This window comes from Tenacibaculum aestuariivivum (assembly GCF_964507685.1).
Taxonomy (GTDB): Bacteria; Bacteroidota; Bacteroidia; order Flavobacteriales; family Flavobacteriaceae; genus Polaribacter; species Polaribacter aestuariivivum.
Map to the genome: position 1 here is coordinate 2,339,153 of NZ_OZ208414.1, position 21,956 is coordinate 2,361,108.

The following is a 21,956-nucleotide window of genomic DNA, read 5'->3' on the forward strand; positions in this document are numbered from 1 at the left end:
AAGTAATAAAAAATAATTACTTTAAAGTACGGTTTATTTATACTGTATTGTTATAAAGAAAATAAATTCTAAAAGCTCCATTCAATAACTTAACGCAACAAATCTAAAATTATAGATTTGTAAAATGGAAATAAAAAAGCATAGACGTTTAACTCTAAAAGAAAGAGTGATTATTCAGACTCTTTTAAACGAAAAAAAGTCTAAATCTTATATTGCTAAAACATTAAAAAGAGCACATTCAACAATCTTTAGAGAAGTATCTAAATGGGTACGAAATAAAGAAGATAAATACGATGCTGAATTAGCACATTGGAACGCTAAAGATGATTATGCGAACAAAAGAAACCTTGATAAAATAAGCACCTATTCCCTACTCAAATTTTTTGTTTATAAAGGGCTTTTATCAAACTGGACTCCGGAACAAATTTCAGGAAGACTCAAAGAGGTATATCCAAACAACCCAATAATGTCTATTTCACATGAAGCTATCTATAGACACATTTACACCAGACCACAAGCTAGTTTAAATAAAAAATTAATCAAACTTCTAGTTCGTAAAAAAACAAGGCGGAGACCTCATAAAAAAAGACGTGGTGGTGGTTCTAAAATAAGCAATCAAGTCAGTATTGACAATAGACCTAAGCATATTGAACTTAGAGATGAAGTTGGACATTGGGAAGGAGACTTAATCATTGGAAAAGACCATAAAAGTGCTATCGGAACAATTGTTGAACGCAAAACAAGGTTCACTTTAATCATCAAACTAAAATCGAAAAAAGCGATGGAAGTTGCCAATCAGTTTAGTAAAATATTAAATAAATTAAATCCTATTTATAAAAAATCAATGACATATGACAACGGTATTGAAATGGCAAGACATCAAAAAATAACGCAAAAAACAGGTATGAAAATTTACTTTGCACATCCATATTCTTCATGGGAAAGAGGCACCAACGAAAACACAAATGGACTCATTAGAAGGTATCTACCTAAAGGTACTAATTTTAATGAAATTAGCGAAAATCAACTCCAAATTATTCAACAAAAATTAAACAATAGACCTCGGAAAATTATAGCGTACAAAACCCCTAAAGAAATGATGGATATTGAAATAAAAAACATAGCTTAGTAGCATCAAAAATTAACAACGCTTTGTTGCGTTAGAACATTGAATCCAAGAAATATTTTATAAAAACATTTTAATAATTATAAATTTATAATAAATAATCTAGCTTTTTTATGTAAAATTTTGTTAAAAGTATATTAATTTAGTTTAATAAAGTTTTTAACATATAGTAATATATTGAATTGTTACTGTTAAATAAAAAACTACTAATTAGCGTATAATTAGTAGTTTTTTATTTAACAGTATGTTGATTTTTATTTCCAACCGCCACCTAATACCTGATATAAATTAACAACAATCACTAATTGTTGTCGTTTACTGTCGATACTATTTAGTTCAGCACGCAAGGCACTTTCTCTGGCTGTTAATAAATCTAAATAATTAGCAAAGCCACTTTTAAGCAATTCTTCCGAGTTCATTTCGGCAGTACGTAAGGCTTCTACTTCTTTTTTTCTAAACTCAAATTTCTTAATTTCTGATTGATAAGAAAATAACGTATTTGATACTTCATTACCCGCAATTAGTAATGTTTTTTTAAATTCTAACAATGCTTTTTCTTGTTGAGCAATAGCAACTTCTCTTTGGGTTTTTAATTTCCGTTGATTAAATAACGGCTGTGTTAAACCTCCTACGATATTTGCGAATAACGAATTTATATTAAATAATTTATCTAAATCTAAACTTTGCAAACCTCCTGCCGCAGTTAACTTCAAAGAAGGATATAAACTACTTTTAGCCATGTTGGTTTGTTCAAATGATTTGATTAAATTATATTCTGAAGCGATAACATCAGGTCTATTTCGTAATAAATTTGCAGGTATCCCTAGCGTGATATTTTGGTCATTTTTTTGAACAGCTAAACTACTTCTTTGAATACTAGTTGATGTTTTACCTAATAAAATACTAAGGGTATTTTCAGTTTTAAAAATAGCATTTTCAATATCTACTTGCAAAGCTTTTGCATTATTGAATTGTGCGATATTCTGATCCACTGCAACTTGCGTTACTTGTCCTGCATCTTTTAAAGCTTTGATGGTCGCAAGGCTACTTTCTCTAGTTAAAATAGTTTGTTTGGTTATTTCTAACTGCGCATCTAAAGCCAATAAATTATAATAAGTAGTGGCAATACTAGCAATAAGTTTTGTTTTTACTGCTTGATGTCCGGCAACACTTTGCAAATAAACTGCTTGTGTAGCTCTTTTGTTACTACGTATTTTACCCCAAATATCGGCTTCCCAAGTTAAGTTGGCACTAATATCAAATTGATCGGTAGAAGTATTACTTAAAAATGCTCCAAACTGACTATTTTTTGATAATTCTTGATGCGTTACATTTGCACCAATATTTATTGATGGTAAATATCCAGCTTTTCCTTGTTTTGCGTATGCTTGAGCGATAATCATTTGCTGAATAGCAATACGAACATCCATGTTATTTTTAAGACCTTCTTCAATATATTGTTGAAGATATGTATCTGTAAATAAATTTTTCCAAGAAATATTAGCCATAGATATGCTATCCGTAGCTAAATTATCGGTTCTATAAAGAGAATCATTTTCTTTAATTTCAGGTCTTACATAATCTTTGGCAACAAAACAACTTTGTAATGTTAATGAGATTATTGCAACTATAATTGCTTTGCCAAAATAAATATATTTAGTTGTAAATTTCATGATTTTTTATACTTCTATCGTTTGTACTGCTGATTTTTTAGTTACTTTTTCTTGTAACCATTGAAATAAGATAAATAAAACTGGAATTACAAAAACTCCTAAAATAGTTCCTATAAGCATTCCTCCAGCGGCTCCTGTACCAATCGCATTATTTCCTTCTGCACCAACACCTTTTGCTAAGACTAAAGGCATTAACCCTAAAATAAAAGCAAAAGAAGTCATTAAAATTGGTCGTAAACGAGATTTTGCTCCGTGAATAGCCGCTGCTACAATAGTTTGACCATTATGACGTCTTTGAAGCGCAAATTCTACAATAAGGATGGCGTTTTTAGCAAGTAAACCAATCAGCATAATTAAGGAAATTTGAAAATAAATATTATTCTCTAATCCAAAGAATTTTGTACTTATATAAGCTCCAAATACTCCAAAAGGAATAGAAAATATAACAGCTAACGGTAAAATATAACTTTCATATTGTGCACTTAATAAAAAGTATATAAATAAAATACTTAATATAAATATAAAAGTTGTTTGATTTCCTGCACTTACTTCTTCACGAGTTAAACCAGAATAAGCAATGGTGTAATTACTCGGTAATTTAGCGGCCTCTTTTTCGATTATTCGAATAGCATCACCTGTACTAAAACCATCGTTTGTAGCTCCAGATATTGTTGTAGAATTAAATAAATTAAAGCGTGTTACTGATTGTGGACCGTACACACGTTTTAGATTTACAAACTGTGTAATAGGAGTCATTTCGCCTTTTTCGGTTCTAACATACATGTTATCTAAAGCACTTTTATTTGCCCTATCATATGGTGATGCTTGGATATAGACTCTAAATTGTTTTCCAAATTTTGAAAAATCAGATGCATAAATACCACCAATATATCCTTGTAATGTAGAAAAAATACTATTAATAGGAACTCCTTTTTCTTTTGCCAATGGAACATTTACTTCCATTTCATATTGAGGATATTTTGTGTTAAAAGAAGATTGTGCGTATTTAATTTCAGGATGTTTCATTAACGCCATTGAAAATTCTTTATTAGCCTTGTCTAAATCTGTAAATTTCCCTCCAAATTTATCTAATAAATTTACTTCAAAACCTGCTGAATTTCCAAAACCACGAATACTTGGAGGCGAAAAGAAAATAATATTTGCTTCGGGTATTGTTGAGGCAATTCCAAATAATTTACCTGTAATTGCTTTTACTGAAAGTGCTGTTGTTTTTCGTTCACCCCAGTCTTTTAGTTTTATAATTCCAAAACCAAAATTACTTCCAGCTCCACTAATTAAACTACGTCCTTTGATAAAGTTTACACCAATAATACCATCAATACTATTTATTTTATCGTATAAATTTCTTGATACAGCATCAGTTCTATCTAAAGAAGCACCTGCGGGTAATTCGATATTTGCAAAAATAATTCCTCTATCTTCATTAGGTACAAAACCTGTTGGAGTTGTTTTTGATGCCCAAAAAATTCCAACAATTGCCAAAATTAATAACAGTGCAGGCACCCATTTTTTCTTATATAAAAACTCTAATGATTTTCCATATCTTTCCACAGTGGCATTAAATCCACGATTAAAAAGTGTGTAAAAACGCTGTAAAGTACTTTTATTTTTTAACTCTTGATCTTCCTTATGAGTTTTTAATAAAATAGCACACAAAGCAGGACTTAATGTTAACGCATTTACTGCCGAAATAAGAATTGCAATAATTAAGGTAACTCCAAATTGTTCATAAAAAACACCTGTTGGTCCAGTTATAAATGTTACAGGAATAAACACGGCAGCCATTACTAAAGTTATCGATATAATAGCACCAGAAATTTCATTCATGGCGGTTAGTGTTGCTGTTTTCGGATTTTTTTCACCTTCATCCATCTTTGCATGCACGGCTTCTACGACCACAATAGCATCATCTACTACAATACCGATGGCGAGTACTAAGGCAAATAATGTTAAAAGATTAATTGAATATCCGAAAACATTTAAGAAAAAGAAGGTTCCTATAATAGAAACAGGAACTGCAATTGCAGGAATTAAGGTTGATCTAAAATCTTGTAAAAAGATAAAAACTACTAAAAATACTAATAAAAAAGCTTCTAATAAAGTTGTTATTACTTTGCTGATAGAAGCATTTAAAAATAAACTAGTATCGTAGGGTACAAAAATATCTAAACCTTCTGGTAAATCTTTTTTAACAGTTGCTAATGTTGTTTTTATATGCTGAATAATTTCACGAGCATTAGAACCTTTGGTTTGAAAAATCCCCATAAATACGGCAGGATTTCCTAAACTCATGGCATTTGAAGAGTATGACTGTGCGTCTAGTTCTATGGTTGCAACATCATTTAAGGTTAAAAACTGACCATTTCCTAAGGCTTTTATAATAATATCTTCATATTGTTTTTCTTCTTTAAAACGTCCGCTGTAGGTTAGTGTGTATGAAAATGCTTCACCATTATTTTGACCCAAAGAACCTGCAGCAGCTTCTAAATTCTGTTCCTTTAAAGCGGTGATAATATCCGAAGGTATTAAATTATAAGAGGCCAACTTTTCTGGTTTTAACCAAATTCGCATTGCGTAATCTTGTTGAGAAAATACACTTACATCACCAACTCCGCTAATACGTTGCATTGCAGGAATTACATTTATTTTTAAGTAATTTTGTATGAATGTAGCATCATAATCTTCATTTTTTGAATACATTGATATAAACATTAAAGCACTTGTTTCTTGCTTTTGAGTTGTTACCCCTGTTTGTTTTACTTCTTGTGGAAGCAACGGATTTGCTCTTGCTACTCGGTTTTGAACATTAACCGCTGCTATATCAGCATCTATTTCTTGATTAAAATATACGGTAATTTCTGCTGTTCCGTTATTGGAAGCAGTAGAGGTTATGTAGGTCATTCCTTCAACCCCATTAATTTGTTCTTCAATAGGAATAATTACACTTTCTAATACTGTTTCGGCATTTGCTCCAGGATAGGAAGCAACTACTTTAATTGTTGGCGGTGCAATATCAGGATATTCCTCTATTGGTAAACTGGAGATACTTATAATACCAAGTATCACTATAATAATAGAAATTACCGTAGACAATACGGGTCTTTCAATAAATGTTTTTAACATGATGTAGGGTGTTTATAAGTTATTTAGTTTTTAAATAATGTTGGTATCGGTTTTATGGCTTGTTCAAAAGAAACCTCTTTTGGAGTAATTATCATATCATTTTTCAATTTTCCAACACCAGCAACAATAATTTTATCTTGTAACGCTACGCCTGAAGCTACTACATATAAATTATCAACAATAGCCTTTATTTTTATAATTGAAACGGTTACTTTATTCTGATTATCTAGTTTAAAAATCATTATTTTACCTTGTTGCTCATAAGTTGCTTGCTGAGGTACTACAATAGCGTTTTTATAGATTGTTGGAATTTGAATTTTACCACTATTTCCGTTTGTTAATAACTGATTAGGGTTATCAAAAACAGCTCTAAGGCTTACCGTTCCTGTATTTTTATTTACTTGTCCTGTACTGGTTTCTATAGTTCCTTTTTCAGAATAGATACTATTGTTGGCTAAAACAAGGTTTACTTTTGCGTAGTTTGTTAATTTTTCTTGTAATGTTTTACCTGTTGCATTTTGTAAAAAATCTAAATATGCTGTTTCATTTAAATTAAAAAAAGCGTATACTTTACTAATATCACTAACAGTGGTAAGCGGTACAGAGTTATTAGGATTAATTAATGAACCTTCTCTAAAATTAATAGCGCCTACAAAACCATTTACAGGACTTTTAATGGTAGCGTATCCAATATTTGCATTTACACTGCTATAATTTGCTTTTGCTTGTGCCAAATTTGCTTTGGCGGTTTCTAGCTGAACGGCACTAATAATATTTTTTTCTACTAATGGTTTTAATTTTTCAACTTCAACTTGTGCAACATTTACACGTGCTTTAGCTGCACTGGCATCTTGATTTAAAGATTGTGTTTCTAATCTAAATAATACTTGACCTTTGCGTACTTTTTGTCCTTCATCAACCAAAACTTTTTGAATATAGCCTCCCATTTTAGCGTTTACATTACTATTAATAATCCCTTCAATAGCAGTCGGATATTCTTTAAAACTTGTTACTGTTTTTGGTGTTATTTGGGTTACAGGAAAACTAGGAGGTGTTGTATTTTTTTTTGCGCTATTTTTTTCTTGTTTATTCCCACAACTTGAAAAAATTGAAAAAGCACTTACTATTAATACTAGCATTATCTTATTTTGTTTCATTTTTTACGTAGTTTATTTTAGGTTTAGTATAGGTTTTATTTGGTTTAGATTTTAAATGTATTACTTGTAATTTTGGTTCTTAATTGGCTGATAGAATCTGTGGCTTCATCTAAAAATTTTATATAATCATTATGAAAACTCAATTCAAATTTTTCATCATCATTTTCAATTTTATGATTATTTTGAATTTCTTTATAATGTTTAATTTCTATGTGTAATTCTCTAATTTCTTTCCATTGTTCGACCATTTTATCAACATGTTGAACAATACTATTTTTATTGATGATAAAATATTTTTTACGATCGCCAGTTTTGGTGAAATACACTATTTTTTTCAAATCCTGTAAATGATTAAGATGTGTAGAAATAGTACTTTTACTAGCACACAAAATACTCACCAAATCTTCAAATGTGGTTCCTTTTTTGCCTGTTAGAATTACGTACGATAAAATACGTGCAGCAACAGGAGCTAAATGTTCTCTATTTTCTAAATGCACGCCTAATTTTTCTACTAAAGCCATTTTTTCTTTGCAGCTTTCTTTTTTCATTTTTATTAAATTGAAGGTTCTTATATGATTTTAAAAAGTAAAATCGCTCACAAAAATACAGTTTAGTTCGGAAGTAACCGAACTAAGCGAATAATAAATAATGATAGTAGCATAAGAAAAATAAATACTAGTTTTTTGTAGTAAAAAGAGTTGGTGATAAACTAAAACTGATTATTATTAATAACAATCAGTTTTAATTTGATTTGATTTTTGAAATTTATCTAAAGGAGTGTTTAATTTTTTTAAAGTGATGATTTCTAGTGTTTTTAAAACGCCATTCATCATCGAAAGAGAACCACAAATCATAATAGTTCCGTTGTTTTTTAAGGTTGATGCGATTAAATCAGCATCTTTTAAAAGAATATCTTGAACATGTTTTTTGTCATTTTTGTATTGTTGAGAATACGCAAGATGTATATTTTGAGTATTTAAATTTGTTAAAAAAGGTTGATATATTTTGAATGATTCTTGCGTTCTTCCGCCCCAAAATAAGTGTGTTTTTGAGTTGTTTTGTAACATTCCTAAAAAGGGAGCAATTCCTGTTCCGTTGGCAATTAAAATAGTGTTTTCTGATTTTTTAGGAAATCTAAAATCTTTATTTTTTTGTATTCTAGCATTTAAAATTTCATTTTTTTTAATAGTTAAAAGAAGGTTCGAACAAATTCCAAATTCATGTTTTTTGATACTTAGTAAAATATCATTTTCTATTTTACCGATAGAGTATAAGCGTTCGATAGAATCTTGTTTTGGTGTAATTGCTAATAAATCACCAGAAGAAAAAGAGTGTTTTCTTGTTGGTTTTAACCGAATTAAAAAAGAATCATCTATATTTAGAGTTGTTGTACTTACAACTGAAAATTGTTGTTGTTTTTTAGGTTTTCTGATGATTTCTTTTAAAATTATGCTACTATTTGTTTTTTCATTCCATTGTGATACCCAATTTTTAAAATCATCAAAATTTTGATTGTTTATTTTGTAAATTGGTAAAATAGGCGTGAATTCAGGACTGTTTTTAAGATAATTATCAATAGTGATGGCAAATTTACAATATTCTTTATATGCTAAAGAACCAAAACCGACCACGGCGTACTTCAGCTTGTTTTGTTGAGGTATTTTTTTAATTAAATCTAAGAAATTAGTAGCATTTATAGGAGGCTGACCATCACCATAAGTTGATGTTATTATAATTAAATGGGTTGCTTTTTTATATGATGTATAAGCGTTAAGATGCGTTATAAATACGGATTTTTTACTGATGATTAATGCATTATATAATGATGTTGCATTTCTAAATGATTCGCCAGTTTCCGAGCCTACAAGGATGATAATTAGGGCAGCATCTTTTGAAATATTATTTTTTGGAAGTACACTTTTACGTTTTCTTTTTAAGGCAATTGCAAATCCAGAATACACAAAAAATAAAATAGCAATACAAGAAAGTAAAAGTATTGTAGCCCAAATAATAGTTCCTCTACCTGTGTGTAAAAATAAACTCCAATTAGATAAAATAGCTGTCCAAGATAAATTTTCAGCACTTATAATTTCGCCAGAATATTGATGAATAATTAGTTCTTTTGAGTGTAATTTTACTAAAAAATAATCATCAATTGCATCAGAAAAAGGAAATTCAATACTTTTTAATTCGTTTAATTTTATGTTTTCAAAAATAGCAAATTCTTCAACAGGAGTTTTTTTAAGAATACTTTTAGCAACCTTTTTGTCCGAAGAAAAAGTGTGTTTGATAGTTGTTTTAGGTAAAATATTAAATTTTTCTAAGGATAAATAAACGCCTGTAAGGGTAATTATGAGTATTGGAATAAAGGTAAAACGTCCGATAATTACATGATAATATTGAGCAAAATTTTCCTTAATAACTTTGGTGAAAAACTGTTTAATGCCGCCTTGTCTTTTGATAATTAATATGCTTCCTGTTAGTGTAATTAAGAATAATAAAAATGAGAAAAACCCGACTAAAAAACGCCCTGTAGATTTTAAAAATAAAGAACGATGTAAATTAGTTGTCCATTTATAAAGCTTTAACCTTGGAATAATATTGCTTATTTTTTTTCCTGAAATCGGATCGATATAAAAGGTCTTATTTTTTCCGTTTGTAGTAATTACAGAAGCTGTAATAAAATTATGTTCGTTAATATTTATGGTAATTACTTCTTCAAATTCTTTTTTTAAAGAAGCAATTGTTTTTGAAATTGTAATTTTATCTGTTTTTAGCGCATATGGTTTTAGCTGATTTGAAATGGGCTCAAAAGTTAAAATCATACCTGTAATAGCGGCAATAAGTATAAATAAGAAAGAAGATATAGCCAAGGTTAAGTGGCTATATCTCCAAATTGAAATTGTTGTTTTTAACACTTTAATATATGTTTGTTAGTGTGTAGTATAAAAATATTTTTTAATACTTTGGTAAACTATGTTTGTATTTTAAAATATAAGCTACCAAAAAATTATTTTTGAGGTATCATTCTAATATAACGGATAAAACCTTTTCCTTCAATTTTACTTTTCACGTTTTCAGAAGTTAGTTCAAATTCAATATCATCTTTGTAATATTCTTGATCTTCAACAGCACTTTCGAAACGAATTTTATAACCTTTATTTAATTTGTCATTTGAAATTTGAATAATGGTTATGGCTCTATTACCTCCACTAAGGGTTGCTCCAGTTATAGCGTCAATATCTGCTTGTAGATTTCCTTGAAATTTCCACCATTCTGTGATATCAGAATACCATTCATTATCATCACCATGAACATATAATGTTTTTTCATATTCACCTTTTTCATTTAATAATGAAATTGTTACATAAGCACCTTCTCCTGCGTAATTCTTCATTTGAATCATACATTTATACTTGGTGTTATTAGAGGTTGTAAAAGCCATAAAGCCTAATACTAAAAGTAAAATTATAAATATTTTTTTCATTTTATAGTAATTAATATTTGTTAGATATATATTTAATATTTATTATGTGATACTCAATTTATAAGGTTAATTATTTTAAAAAACTAATGTCTGTGTTTTTTAAAGCTTCGTTTTCTTTTGCTAAATCATATAAGGTTTCTTCAAAATCTGTTTTTATATTTTTATTAGCACCTTGAGTAATTAAATATTTTATAAGTTTATCATCTTTAGCTATTAAAACAGCTTTTTGTATTGCTGATAGACCTTTTTTATTTTTAACATTAATATCAATTTTATAATTTTTTATAAAATTTAACATACCAATACTTTGTTTTTCAATAGCTAAGTGATATAATGTGTTTCCATTTTTTTGTGTTTTTTTTATATCTAACCCTTTTGCTTTTAAAAGGTTAAGTTTTTCTATAAATTCATTTTCTTTTTTAACGTTATAAGTTTTAAATAAATAATGGCTTAAGTTATTTCCATTAGCATCAATAATTGAAACATCAGCACCTTTATCTAATAATAATTTTATTACTTCAGTACTATTTTTTATAGCATATGTAAGTGCAGTTTTACCTTCTTTATTTGTGTGATTAATATTTTTAGTTTTAGAGGCTAATAATTGTATTATTTCTAAAGAATTTTTTTCAGAAGCGTTTAATAATGGTGTATTACCATTATCATCGGCTTGATTAATATTGTTACCCTTGGTAATAAAGTAATTAAATACATTTACATTTTTATTAGCATACGCTAAATTATGAAGTGGATTTTTTCCTTTTAAATTTGTAATCTTAGAATTTATTTTTAAACTATCTAAATACTTAAAAAAAACTAAAGAATTGTAACCGCTTCTAGACCTATGAGTTGCTAATAGCATTGCGTTTTCTCCATTTTTGTTAAGTTTTTTATAAGGAATACCTTTTTTTAAAAGCAATTTCAACATTACTTTATTACCTTTTTTAGCAGTGTAATTAAATACACCATTTCCATTATTATCAACACTATGAAGAGATAACCCTTTTGATATAAGATAATCAACTAAATTAAAGTTATTTAAATGTGGTGTTAATAGTAATAATGCATTTGCACCGTGCTCATCTAAATCATTTATAATATCAATACCATTTTTAATTAATAATTCATATATTTTAGTATTTGTTTGTCCTGCGGCGGCGGCAAAAGTTAATGGTGAAAAGTTATGTGAATCTCTTAAATCTAACCTAGCTTTATTATCAATAAGATGTTTAACTAATTCTAAATTTCCTTTATAAGCAGCCCAAAACACATAGGTTCTTTTATCGTGTGTTAGCTTATTTACGTCATTACCTTTTTGTTTAAGAAGGTGTTTTATGGTAGTATTTGGTGCTTCTGCTAAAATAGCATTGGCAACAGCATCAAATCCATTAGATGTTAATGCACTTGGGTTGTTGTTTTCTTTTATTTTTTGATCAATAATAGCAACAGTTGGTTTTGTTTTCCAGAAATCACGATCTAAAAAAACGTTTTTTGTTTGTGCTTGTAATATGCTTACTAAAAAAGCAAATACGAATGTTAATTGTAAGTTTTTCATTTGTTTTATTTTATTTTAACGAAAGATTCTATGATTTTTTCTATTTGTTGTTGCTCAGTTATTTGGTCTGAAAATAAGTGTTTATATAATGGTTTGTTCTCCACTTTTTTCTTTAGAGAAAGATTTGTGTTTCTTTCATAAACTTCGTTCCATTTATTTCTAACTAATTGCCATTTTTTGGTGTTTTTTTTCCACCAATCTTGTGATGCTTTACATTTACTATCAGCAACTTTAACATAAGTATTATAGCCTTTTTCATATGCTAATACAATATTTTGAGTGCCTACTTTTCTAATTATTTTTTTATTGTCTTGATCATGTACCCAACCATAATTTGTAATTTCATGACGATTTCCTCTTTCAGTTACATTATAATCGCTTCGTTTTGTATATTCTCTACGAGGTAATGGCGCATCTGTTGTATTTTCCCAATAACTTTTTCCATCTACATGTACCCAAGTTCCTGAGCCTTCGTAACGAGGACTATCATCTACTTGATACACTTTTTGTGTCCATTGTTTTTTTACATCTGCTTTTGATTTATTTTCATATAACCAATTATTATATCCGTTATATATATAAAAATCTTGATTTTGATATGCCCAATCTTGTCGCCAATGTTTTACAATATAAGGGCTAGCAGGATTACCTACTTGCAGTAAATGCTGAATTGATATATTGTTTTTATCATCCTTTATTAACTCAGCCCATTCTAAACCTTTCGCAATTTTTGTTTTTGATGGTTTGTATAAAGAATCTTTACTGTTATTAAAAGTTTCTGCAAAATTAAAAGTTACTTCAAAACAGCCACACATTTTTTTTATAGCCGCTTTGTCTTTTGTCTTTTTACTTTGAGCATTTATAGCAAAAGTAAAAAAGAGCAAGAAACTTCCTAGAATTAGTTTTTTCATTTTATGATTTTATAGATGAATTATTTTTTTGACAAAAATATAAATTTTATTTAGATTGATTTAAAATAAATAATATATTTGTTGAAAATTATTAAGAATGTTTCTAAATAGAAAAATGGTGATTTTTTTCACTCTTATTTGTTTCACTGTTTTTTCGCAAGAAAAAACAGCACAAAATGATAAAGATCCAGAAATAAATGAGCTAGAAGAGGTAATTGTTACAGCAACAAGAACTAAACGACAGTTGTCATCAATACCAATGCCTGTTACGCTAATATCTAAAGAACAGATTGTGAAATCAGGAGCAATACGCTTAAAAGATATTTTATTAGAACAAACAGGAATTGCTTTAGTTTCTGATTTTGGTGGTTCAGAAGGAGTGCAGCTACAAGGTGTTGCAGCAGATTATACTCTAATTTTAATAGATGGTGTTCCGGTTGTAGGAAGAACCTCTGGAAATATTGATTTAAACAGACTTACTGTTAATAATATAAAACAAATTGAAATTGTTAAAGGACCATCTTCATCCTTATACGGTTCTGAAGCTATTGGTGGCGTAATAAATATAATTACAACACAACCTAAAAATGAAAAATTAAAAGGAACTGTTGGTTATTATGCAAAAGGCGGTGCTACAAATGAGTTAGATATTAATACAAATATTTACATGAAAAGGAAGGGTTTTGGGTTGGTTTCGGGAGTAAATTTAAACTCAAGTAATGGTTTTGATTTATCACCTGAAGCTGCTCCAAAAACAACAGAAGCGTATCAAAATTTTACTGGAGATTTAAAGTTGAGTTACAATTTTTCTGACCAGTTAAAAATGGCTGTAACCAATCGGTTTTATCAACAAAATCAAAATCAGCATAAAAGTAAACAAACCGATTGGAATGTTAATGCAACAATTAATCATAAAATAACCAACAAATGGCGGTTAGATTATAATTTTTATAACACAAAGTATAAGGCAGAAACTGTGTTTAATAATATTGCAACATTATATAAACAAACTTTATTAAGATCAGAAATTAAATCGACAAATAAGTTTTATAAAGGGACTTTAATTTTAGGAGTAGGAGCTAATTTTGACGCTTTAGAAAGAACAGAATTTAAAGGCATTAAAAAATACGATACACCTTATGTTTTTGGGCAGTTTGATTTTAATCAAACTCATAATTTAAATATAATTATAGGCGCACGATTTGAAAATAGTAATCAATACAAATCAGCATTTACACCTAAAATATCATCAAGCTATAAAATTAATAAATGGCTTACTACAAAAGCGTCGGTAGGTTATGGATTTAAAGCACCTGATTTTAGACAGCTATATTTTAATTTTAGAAATTCCGCAAGCGGATACGTAGTTTTAGGAACCCAATCGTTACATGATTTATATGGTAATCTACCAGAAATTAAATCGATTGAAAAAGAATTAAAACCAGAAAGTTCTATTGGTTATAACTTCGGATTTGAACTAAAACCATTACCTAGCTTAAAACTAAATATTAATTTATTTAGAAATGATATTAAAGACTTAATAGATACGTACGACACCCAATTAAATGCTTCAGCTCTTGGGTTACCTTCAGGTACACAAACATTTTCTTACAAAAATACAAATAAAGTATACACGCAGGGAATTGAATTAGACGCGAATTATAAAATGACCTCAAATTTTAACATTTTAGGAGGGTATCAATTTTTAGATACAGGTGATAAATCACAAGAAGATTTAATAAAGTCTAACAAGGTTTTTTATATAAGAACTCCGTCATCTTCATCAGAAAAAATGACAATATCAAACTATTACGGATTACCAAATCGATCTAAACATATGGTAAATTTTAAAGTTTTTTATCAAAATTATAAACACAATTTTTCTGCAAATATTAGAGCGATGTATAGAAGTAAATATGCCTTGTTTGATACTAATAGTAGTCAGGGAATTATTGATGATTATGATGATTTTGTAGCAGGAAATACACAAGTAAATATTGCAATTCAAAAAACATTTTTCTATTTAATGAATGTTCAGTTAGGGGTTGATAATCTTTTTAATGAAAAAGGAACAGAAAATAAAAGCATCTTTAAAAATAACGATAGTGTTTTGCTTTTAGGAAGCACTTATTATGGTAGAATCCAATTTAATTTTTAATATATAAATCAAAAGAAAATGAATATTTTAAAATCAATTTTAATAATAACAATACTTGCTTTTACTGCTTTTTCATGTAGTGATAATAATGATACAGTACCAGAAGAATCTGTATCTAAAAGAATAGATAATTTATATGCAAAAGAAATTACTGATTATTCGGTAAATCCACCAAAATCTTCTGGAGAATTTATTAAATTTAGTTTTAAAAAAGGAGAAATTGTAACTGATGATAATTGGGATATTGCTTTTAGAGCAACAACTATTTTAGTAAATGGAGGAGAAGCTACAGGTATTAAAGAAGAACCAAATAGAACAGGAAATGCTGCATTATTATTAGCAACAGGAACATTTTTAGATATAAAAAAAGTATCTGATACAGCTGTTTTTAATCAAGATGCAAAAGAAGGAGTTTTAGCATTGCCAAAAAGTACTTGGTATACTTATAATATGGCAGATCATAGTATTAATCCTGTAGCTGGAAAAATAATTGTTGTAAGAACAATAGATGGTAATTATGCTAAAATGGAAATTTTAAGTTACTATAAAGATATGGATAGTTCTAATTCTGCTGATCCTCAGAATTCAGGAGGACAATATTACACTTTTAATTATGTGTATAACCCTAATACTGGAGATAAAAATATTCAATAAAATATTGAGTTTTTGTTAATTTTTGTTATGTTAAAGCTGTCTGATTAATAACCAGACAGCTTTTCTATTTTAAGTTAATTTCTCTGCTAAATAACTAGCGGTAAACGATTTTTTATTTTTTGATAACTCTTCAGGAGTTCCTGTAAAAATAAGATTTCCACCATTTTTACCGCCTTCTAAACCAAGGTCAATAATATAATCGGCACATTTAATTAATTCAATATTGTGTTCAATTACAATAATAGAATGTCCTTTGTAGATTAAAGCATTAAAAGATGTTAATAATTTTTTAATATCATGAAAATGAAGCCCAGTAGTAGGCTCATCAAAAATAAATAAAGTTTTATCTTTTGTATTTCCTTTCATTAAAAATGAAGCTAACTTTATACGTTGCGCTTCTCCACCAGATAAGGTTGATGATGATTGCCCTAATTGTACATAACCTAACCCAACATCTTGCAAAGGTTTTAATTTACGAGCAATTTTATGTTGTTCACGTTCAGCAAAAAAAGTAATTGCATCATCAATAGTTAAGTTTAAAATATCATCAATTGATTTTTTTCCGAAAGTAACTTCTAAAACTTCTTTTTTAAAGCGTTTTCCGTGGCAAGTATCGCACTGTAAATGTACATCAGCCATAAATTGCATTTCAATAGTAACTTCGCCTTCACCTTTACAAACTTCACAACGTCCGCCTTCTACATTAAAAGAAAAGTGTTTTGGTTGATAATTTCTAATACTCGATAATTTTTGTTCAGATAATAATTTACGAATATCATCATAAGCTTTTATATAAGTTACAGGATTAGATCTTGAAGAACGTCCGATAGGATTTTGATCGATAAATTCAACATTTTTTATATTTTCAAAACTTCCTGTAATTTCGGTAAATTGACCTACTTTTTCGCCATATCCAACCAGTTTTTTCTGCATCGCAGGATATAAAATTTTCTTAACCAAGGTGCTTTTTCCACTTCCAGAAACACCTGTAATAACAGTTAAGGTATTCAGCGGAAAAGAAACATCAATATTTTTAAGATTATTTTCACGAGCACCAATAATATTGATGGTGTTTTTTGAGTTTCTACGTATTGTAGGAATTTCAATTTTTAATTCTTCGGATAAATACTTAGCAGTTAGCGAATCTGATTTCATAATATCATCAAAAGTACCTTCAGCAACTACGTTACCACCATAGGTTCCTGCTTCTGGACCTATATCTATAATATAATCGGCCTCTTTCATAATATCTTCGTCATGTTCAACTACAATAACGGTGTTTCCTAAATCACGTAAATTTTTAAGTACATCAATTAGCTTTTCGGTATCTTTTGGGTGTAAACCAATACTAGGCTCATCTAAAATATACATAGAACCAACAAGTGAACTTCCTAATGATGTTGCTAAATTTATTCGCTGACTTTCACCTCCTGAAAGTGTGTTTGAAGTTCTATTTAAGGTTAAGTAATTTAAGCCAACATTTGTTAAAAATTGTAAGCGATTTTTAATTTCGGTAAGTAATCGTTTTGCTATGGCTAATTCGTGTTCATTTAGTTTTAAATTATTGAAAAATACTGATAATTCATCTAAAGGAAGTGTTACTAAGTCTGAAATTACTTTTTCATGTACGTGTACATAATTAGCTTCTTTTCGAAGTCTTTTTCCGTTACAATCGTTACAAGTTGTTTTTCCACGATAGCGAGAAAGTAGTACTCTATTCTGAATTTTATAGCTTTTTTCTTCTAGTTTTTTGAATAAATCGTGTATTCCTTCAAATTTATTCGTTCCGTTCCAAACTAATTCTTTTTGAATTTCAGAAAGCTCAAACCAAGGTTTGTGGATTGGAATATCGAAATCGACAGCATTTAAAATTAAATTTTCTTTATAAATTTTATAACTGTCTGTTTTAAAAGGAAAAATAGCATCTTCAAAAATAGATAATCCTGTATTTGGAATTACTAATTCTTCATCAATACCAATTACGCTTCCGTAACCTTCGCAAGTAGGACAAGCTCCATACGGATTGTTAAAACTGAATAAATGTGTGTTAGGTTCTAAAAATCTGATTCCGTCTAATTCAAATTTATTACTAAATTCAGTAACGGTTTGTTTATTTAAGTTTTCAATAAAACAAATTCCTTTTCCCTCAAAAAAAGCAGTTTGAATTGCGTCTCCTAATCGATTATAAAAATCATCTTCATCCTTAGTAACAATTCTATCAACTACTAAAAATAAATCTTCGTTATTAAAATTATCAATAGGAAAATCTTCAATTCTTAAAACGGTATTATTATATTTTAAACGAGCATAACCTTGTTGTGTTAAAACTTGTAAAACAGTTTTTAAGTCTCTATTTTCATTGATAATAATTGGAGCTAATAATAAAAGCTTGGTACGTTCTTCAAAAGTTTTTACATGATTAAGAACGTCAGAAACAGTATGTTTTTTTACTTCATTACCTGATATTGGCGAAATAGTTTTACCAATACGAGCATATAATAATTTTATATAATCGTAAATTTCGGTTGAGGTTCCTACAGTTGACCTTGGGTTTGTTGAGTTTACTTTTTGCTCAATAGCAATTGCAGGAGCAATTCCTTTTATATAATCTACTTTTGGTTTGTGTAATTTACCTAAAAACTGACGAGCATAAGATGATAAACTTTCTACATAACGTCTTTGTCCTTCGGCATATAAAGTGTCAAAAGCTAATGATGATTTTCCAGAACCTGAAAGCCCTGTTATTACAACTAGTTTGTTTCTAGGAATAACTACATCAATGTTTTTTAAATTATGGAGTTTTGCTCCTTTTATAATGATGTTTTCTTTAGGACTGATGGTAGAAATATCTCTTTTCATTTACTTAAAAAATAAGCTATAAAAATACCATTTTGTTACTAAATTAAAGTGAATAACTAGTTAATTTTTTAAAAATTAAAATAAAAATTATCAAATATTTGTATTTCTTGATAAAAAAAAGCATATTTGTAACTCACTACTAATCAATAAACAAAAGCTTATAGTTAAAAAATTACTTTTAAAAATATCCCCGTAACAAATAGAGAGCCTGTGGTTCACTTAAAAAAAGTAATTATGGTACATGAAAATATTGTAAGCGATAGCGCTTTGGTTAAAGAGTATATTAATGGAAAAGAATTAGCAATAGAGCTATTAATTAAACGTCATCAGCAAAGATTATACAGCTTTATTTATAGTAAGGTACACAATAAAGATACTACAGAGGATATATTTCAAGATACTTTTATAAAGGTAATTAGAACTTTAAAAAAAGGAAGATACAATGAGGAGGGTAAGTTTTTACCTTGGGTTATGCGTATTTCTCATAATTTAATTATAGATTTTTTTAGAAAAAGTAATAGAATGCCTAAATTCAATAATACAGATGATTTTGATATTTTTTCTGTATTAGCTGATGGAGATCTTAATGCTGAAAATAAAATTATAAAGGATCAGATATTAGAGCATGTAAAACAGCTAGTTGAAGAATTACCTGAAGAACAGAAGGAGGTTTTAAAAATGCGTATTTATAGCGATATGAGTTTTAATGAAATTTCAGAAAATACAGGGGTAAGTATTAATACCGCTTTAGGAAGAATGCGATATGCTTTAATTAATTTGAGGAAAATAATTGATAAAAATAAAATTATTTTAGTAAATTAAACAATAAACCTAAATTAGTGTCGTTAAATTACTGAATGCTAAATGTATAAAGAAAAATATGGCGCAAATTTACTCAGAAAAATTTCCGGGCTTTAAAATGAGCCCGAAAAAAGAAACAATTCAATTTTTAATTAATTTTTCCAAATCATTAAAAATTGTAAAAACAAAATCAAACTATCTCGTAGAATTTAATTTAAATTAAAAAAAGCTTCAACAATTGTTGAAGCTTTTTTTATTTACTTTTATAATATTCATCTAAAACTGTTTTTCTCCCAATTGTTTTTGTAATAATATCGTTTTCTAAATTCCAACCGCGAGCAGGAGAATATTCTCGTCCATACCAAATTATTTGTAAATGCAAGTCATTCCATATTTCTTTTGGAAATAATCGTTTAGCATCTTTTTCACTTTGTGTAACACTTTTTCCGTTAGTTAAGTTCCAACGATATAATAATCTATGTATATGGGTGTCAATAGGAAAGGCAGGAATACCAAAAGCCTGACTCATTACTACTCCAGCGGTTTTGTGACCTACAGCAGGTAGCTCTTCTAAATATTCAAAACTTTCAGGTACTTTACCGTTATGTTTTTCAATTAAAATTTTAGACAAACCATAAATACCTTTAGATTTCATAGGTGATAAACCACAAGGTTTAATAATTTCTTTAATTTCTTCTACAGTCATTTTTATCATATCATACGGGTTATCAGCTTTAGCAAAAAGTAAAGGTGTAATTTTATTTACACGTACATCAGTACATTGAGCAGATAATAAAACAGCAATAAGTAAGGTATATGGATCTTTATGATCTAAAGGTACTGGAATTTCAGGGTATAATTTTTTTAAGGTGTCAATAACAAACTGTACTTTTTCTGCCTTAGTCATTTTTTGTATTTTAAATTTAAAATAACAAAGGTACAAACTAACAAAGAAGAAGTGTAAGTTTATTAATAATTGAAAGCAACTTTGTAACTTTGGTTTTATACTAATTTTTGTAATTAAAAAAATATGACAACATTAAAAATAGGAGACCAAGCACCAAGTTTCGAAGCTGTTGATGAAAAAGGAAATAGTGTAAAGCTTTCTGACTATAAGGGAAAAAAATTAGTGTTATTTTTTTACCCAAAAGCAAGTACGCCAGGTTGTACAAATGAAGCATGCAATTTAAGAGATAATTATCAGTCTTTTTTAGCTAAAGGATATGCTATTTTAGGCGCAAGTGCAGATTCTGCTAAGCGTCAACAGAATTGGATAAATAAACATGATTTGCCTTTTCCGTTATTAGCAGATGAGAATAAGGAAGTTATTAATGCATTTGGTGTTTGGGGACCTAAAAAATTTATGGGGCGGGAGTATGATGGTATTCATAGAACAACTTTTGTAATTGATGAACACGGAATTATTGAAAGTGTAATTAGTAAAGTAAAAACAAAGGAACACGCAAATCAGATTTTAGGGTAATAAAAAACCGAGCTTTTAAGCTCGGTTTTTTTTGTTTTTATCAAATAACTCTTTTTGTAATTCACTGCTAGTTTGGGTACTGTTATCATGACTCCATCCTGGAGGCATAAAAACATATTTTAATCGAGTACCTAATGGTAAATGTTTTTTTCTGTTAAAAAAATCTTGAAAAATCTCTTTCCATTCATGAAAAATCACATTGATTGGCCCTCTATTTTCTATAGGATGTGTTAAACCATAACGTATTTTTTCATAATCATTTTCATCTTCTTCTGCTTGAAAGGTTCCAAATATTCGATCCCAAATAATTAACACCATTCCCATATTTTTGTCTAAATATTTAGTATTTGATGCGTGGTGTACTCTATGGTGAGATGGTGTTACAAAAAAGAATCCCCATAAACCTAGTTTACTTTTTATAAAGTTTGTGTGACATAACGTTCCGTAAATTTGATTAGATGCATATGCAAACATAATATGTAAAGGTTCTACACCTAAAAAAGCTAGCGGTAAAAAGAACATGTAACGAAACAAAGGTTGAAGTACTGGTGAACGAAATCCTGTTGTAATATTATAATATTCTGAGTTATGGTGCGTTACGTGAACAGCCCAAAAAAATCTTGAATGATGGTCTACGTAGTGGTGTATGTAGTATAAAAAATCTTGACCAATAAATGCAAATAGCCAGTACGCTACACCTAAATATTCCCAATTTATAATCCTATAATGATAGCAAATTCCCATAATACCAAATGAAACTACTTTCATTAATAAGTCTAAGCTAAAATTAAGTAAAGCAAAGTAAATATTAGTAGAAGTATCTTTAATATTGTAGTTTTTAGCCTTAGTTCTGTAGCTAAAATATATTTCAATTAAAATTATTGAAATAAAAAAAGGAGTGCTCCAGAAATATAAAACATCTTGATTTAATAAATTCATGTTAATTTT

At 28.5% G+C, this 21,956-nt stretch carries 16 protein-coding genes; 5 read left to right on the forward strand and 11 right to left on the reverse strand.

Features of this window, described 5'->3' with window-relative positions:
• Nucleotides 1–124 precede the first annotated feature (124 nt).
• Nucleotides 125–1,129, forward strand: coding sequence for an IS30 family transposase (locus ACN5J4_RS10525; protein ID WP_418649941.1), 1,005 nt, complete (start codon nucleotides 125–127; stop codon nucleotides 1,127–1,129).
• Nucleotides 1,130–1,380: 251 nt separating this feature from the next.
• Here ACN5J4_RS10525 and ACN5J4_RS10530 read toward each other — a convergent pair whose 3' ends face one another.
• The 8 genes from ACN5J4_RS10530 to ACN5J4_RS10565 form a co-directional block, all read right to left on the reverse strand.
• Nucleotides 1,381–2,799: an efflux transporter outer membrane subunit gene (locus ACN5J4_RS10530; protein WP_418649942.1), complete on the reverse strand. Its 1,419-nt coding sequence runs from the start codon at nucleotides 2,797–2,799 to the stop codon at nucleotides 1,381–1,383.
• 6 nt (nucleotides 2,800–2,805) lie between these two features.
• Nucleotides 2,806–5,943: an efflux RND transporter permease subunit gene (locus ACN5J4_RS10535; protein ID WP_418649943.1), complete on the reverse strand. Its 3,138-nt coding sequence runs from the start codon at nucleotides 5,941–5,943 to the stop codon at nucleotides 2,806–2,808.
• A 23-nt stretch (nucleotides 5,944–5,966) separates the two neighbouring features.
• Nucleotides 5,967–7,100, reverse strand: coding sequence for an efflux RND transporter periplasmic adaptor subunit (locus ACN5J4_RS10540; protein WP_233900904.1), 1,134 nt, complete (start codon nucleotides 7,098–7,100; stop codon nucleotides 5,967–5,969).
• 44 nt (nucleotides 7,101–7,144) lie between these two features.
• Complete coding sequence (locus ACN5J4_RS10545; protein WP_233897819.1) at nucleotides 7,145–7,648, reverse strand: GbsR/MarR family transcriptional regulator; 504 nt, start codon at nucleotides 7,646–7,648, stop codon at nucleotides 7,145–7,147.
• Nucleotides 7,649–7,825: 177 nt separating this feature from the next.
• Nucleotides 7,826–10,018 (reverse strand): PepSY domain-containing protein, encoded by a 2,193-nt coding sequence (locus tag ACN5J4_RS10550; RefSeq protein ID WP_418649944.1) that lies wholly within the window; start codon nucleotides 10,016–10,018, stop codon nucleotides 7,826–7,828.
• Nucleotides 10,019–10,110: 92 nt separating this feature from the next.
• Complete coding sequence (locus ACN5J4_RS10555) at nucleotides 10,111–10,587, reverse strand: DUF2271 domain-containing protein (RefSeq protein ID WP_418649945.1); 477 nt, start codon at nucleotides 10,585–10,587, stop codon at nucleotides 10,111–10,113.
• Between the two features lie 70 nt (nucleotides 10,588–10,657).
• On the reverse strand, nucleotides 10,658–12,142 hold the full coding sequence (locus tag ACN5J4_RS10560; RefSeq protein WP_418649946.1) for an ankyrin repeat domain-containing protein: 1,485 nt from the start codon (nucleotides 12,140–12,142) through the stop codon (nucleotides 10,658–10,660).
• Nucleotides 12,143–12,147: 5 nt separating this feature from the next.
• On the reverse strand, nucleotides 12,148–13,053 hold the full coding sequence (locus tag ACN5J4_RS10565) for a DUF6607 family protein (protein ID WP_418649947.1): 906 nt from the start codon (nucleotides 13,051–13,053) through the stop codon (nucleotides 12,148–12,150).
• A 115-nt stretch (nucleotides 13,054–13,168) separates the two neighbouring features.
• On the opposite strand from ACN5J4_RS10565, the gene ACN5J4_RS10570 reads away from it, so the two are divergent.
• Both ACN5J4_RS10570 and ACN5J4_RS10575 read left to right on the forward strand, forming a co-directional pair.
• Complete coding sequence (locus tag ACN5J4_RS10570) at nucleotides 13,169–15,211, forward strand: TonB-dependent receptor plug domain-containing protein (RefSeq protein ID WP_418649948.1); 2,043 nt, start codon at nucleotides 13,169–13,171, stop codon at nucleotides 15,209–15,211.
• 18 nt (nucleotides 15,212–15,229) lie between these two features.
• Nucleotides 15,230–15,865, forward strand: coding sequence for an HmuY family protein (locus tag ACN5J4_RS10575; RefSeq protein WP_418649949.1), 636 nt, complete (start codon nucleotides 15,230–15,232; stop codon nucleotides 15,863–15,865).
• Nucleotides 15,866–15,934: 69 nt separating this feature from the next.
• On the opposite strand, the gene uvrA is transcribed toward ACN5J4_RS10575, so the two are convergent.
• A complete protein-coding gene (uvrA, locus tag ACN5J4_RS10580) occupies nucleotides 15,935–18,724 on the reverse strand; it encodes an excinuclease ABC subunit UvrA (protein WP_418649950.1) in 2,790 nt (929 codons plus the stop codon).
• Between the two features lie 234 nt (nucleotides 18,725–18,958).
• Between uvrA and ACN5J4_RS10585 the strand changes: the two genes are divergently transcribed.
• Entirely contained in the window at nucleotides 18,959–19,546 is a 588-nt protein-coding gene (locus ACN5J4_RS10585) for an RNA polymerase sigma factor (protein ID WP_418649951.1), read from the forward strand.
• 232 nt (nucleotides 19,547–19,778) lie between these two features.
• Here the strand turns inward: ACN5J4_RS10585 and ACN5J4_RS10590 are convergent, their stop codons facing one another.
• On the reverse strand, nucleotides 19,779–20,432 hold the full coding sequence (locus ACN5J4_RS10590; RefSeq protein WP_418649952.1) for an endonuclease III domain-containing protein: 654 nt from the start codon (nucleotides 20,430–20,432) through the stop codon (nucleotides 19,779–19,781).
• Nucleotides 20,433–20,555: 123 nt separating this feature from the next.
• Here ACN5J4_RS10590 and bcp point away from each other — a divergent pair, with 123 nt between their 5' ends.
• Nucleotides 20,556–21,008, forward strand: a complete 453-nt coding sequence (bcp, locus tag ACN5J4_RS10595) for a thioredoxin-dependent thiol peroxidase (RefSeq protein ID WP_418649953.1) — start codon at nucleotides 20,556–20,558, stop codon at nucleotides 21,006–21,008.
• 15 nt (nucleotides 21,009–21,023) lie between these two features.
• Here bcp and ACN5J4_RS10600 read toward each other — a convergent pair whose 3' ends face one another.
• Nucleotides 21,024–21,947: a sterol desaturase family protein gene (locus ACN5J4_RS10600; protein ID WP_418649954.1), complete on the reverse strand. Its 924-nt coding sequence runs from the start codon at nucleotides 21,945–21,947 to the stop codon at nucleotides 21,024–21,026.
• Nucleotides 21,948–21,956 lie beyond the last annotated feature (9 nt).

Bases quoted from the DNA above. Each gene is read 5' to 3' on its own strand.
- ACN5J4_RS10525 (WP_418649941.1), top strand. From the start codon at position 125: ATGGAAATAAAAAAGCATAGACGTTTAACTCTAAAAGAAAGAGTGATT.
- ACN5J4_RS10530 (WP_418649942.1), bottom strand. From the start codon at position 2,799: ATGAAATTTACAACTAAATATATTTATTTTGGCAAAGCAATTATAGTT.
- ACN5J4_RS10535 (WP_418649943.1), bottom strand. From the start codon at position 5,943: ATGTTAAAAACATTTATTGAAAGACCCGTATTGTCTACGGTAATTTCT.
- ACN5J4_RS10540 (WP_233900904.1), bottom strand. From the start codon at position 7,100: ATGAAACAAAATAAGATAATGCTAGTATTAATAGTAAGTGCTTTTTCA.
- ACN5J4_RS10545 (WP_233897819.1), bottom strand. From the start codon at position 7,648: ATGAAAAAAGAAAGCTGCAAAGAAAAAATGGCTTTAGTAGAAAAATTA.
- ACN5J4_RS10555 (WP_418649945.1), bottom strand. From the start codon at position 10,587: ATGAAAAAAATATTTATAATTTTACTTTTAGTATTAGGCTTTATGGCT.
- ACN5J4_RS10560 (WP_418649946.1), bottom strand. From the start codon at position 12,142: ATGAAAAACTTACAATTAACATTCGTATTTGCTTTTTTAGTAAGCATA.
- ACN5J4_RS10565 (WP_418649947.1), bottom strand. From the start codon at position 13,053: ATGAAAAAACTAATTCTAGGAAGTTTCTTGCTCTTTTTTACTTTTGCT.
- ACN5J4_RS10570 (WP_418649948.1), top strand. From the start codon at position 13,169: ATGGTGATTTTTTTCACTCTTATTTGTTTCACTGTTTTTTCGCAAGAA.
- ACN5J4_RS10575 (WP_418649949.1), top strand. From the start codon at position 15,230: ATGAATATTTTAAAATCAATTTTAATAATAACAATACTTGCTTTTACT.
- uvrA (WP_418649950.1), bottom strand. From the start codon at position 18,724: ATGAAAAGAGATATTTCTACCATCAGTCCTAAAGAAAACATCATTATA.
- ACN5J4_RS10585 (WP_418649951.1), top strand. From the start codon at position 18,959: ATGGTACATGAAAATATTGTAAGCGATAGCGCTTTGGTTAAAGAGTAT.
- ACN5J4_RS10590 (WP_418649952.1), bottom strand. From the start codon at position 20,432: ATGACTAAGGCAGAAAAAGTACAGTTTGTTATTGACACCTTAAAAAAA.
- bcp (WP_418649953.1), top strand. From the start codon at position 20,556: ATGACAACATTAAAAATAGGAGACCAAGCACCAAGTTTCGAAGCTGTT.
- ACN5J4_RS10600 (WP_418649954.1), bottom strand. From the start codon at position 21,947: ATGAATTTATTAAATCAAGATGTTTTATATTTCTGGAGCACTCCTTTT.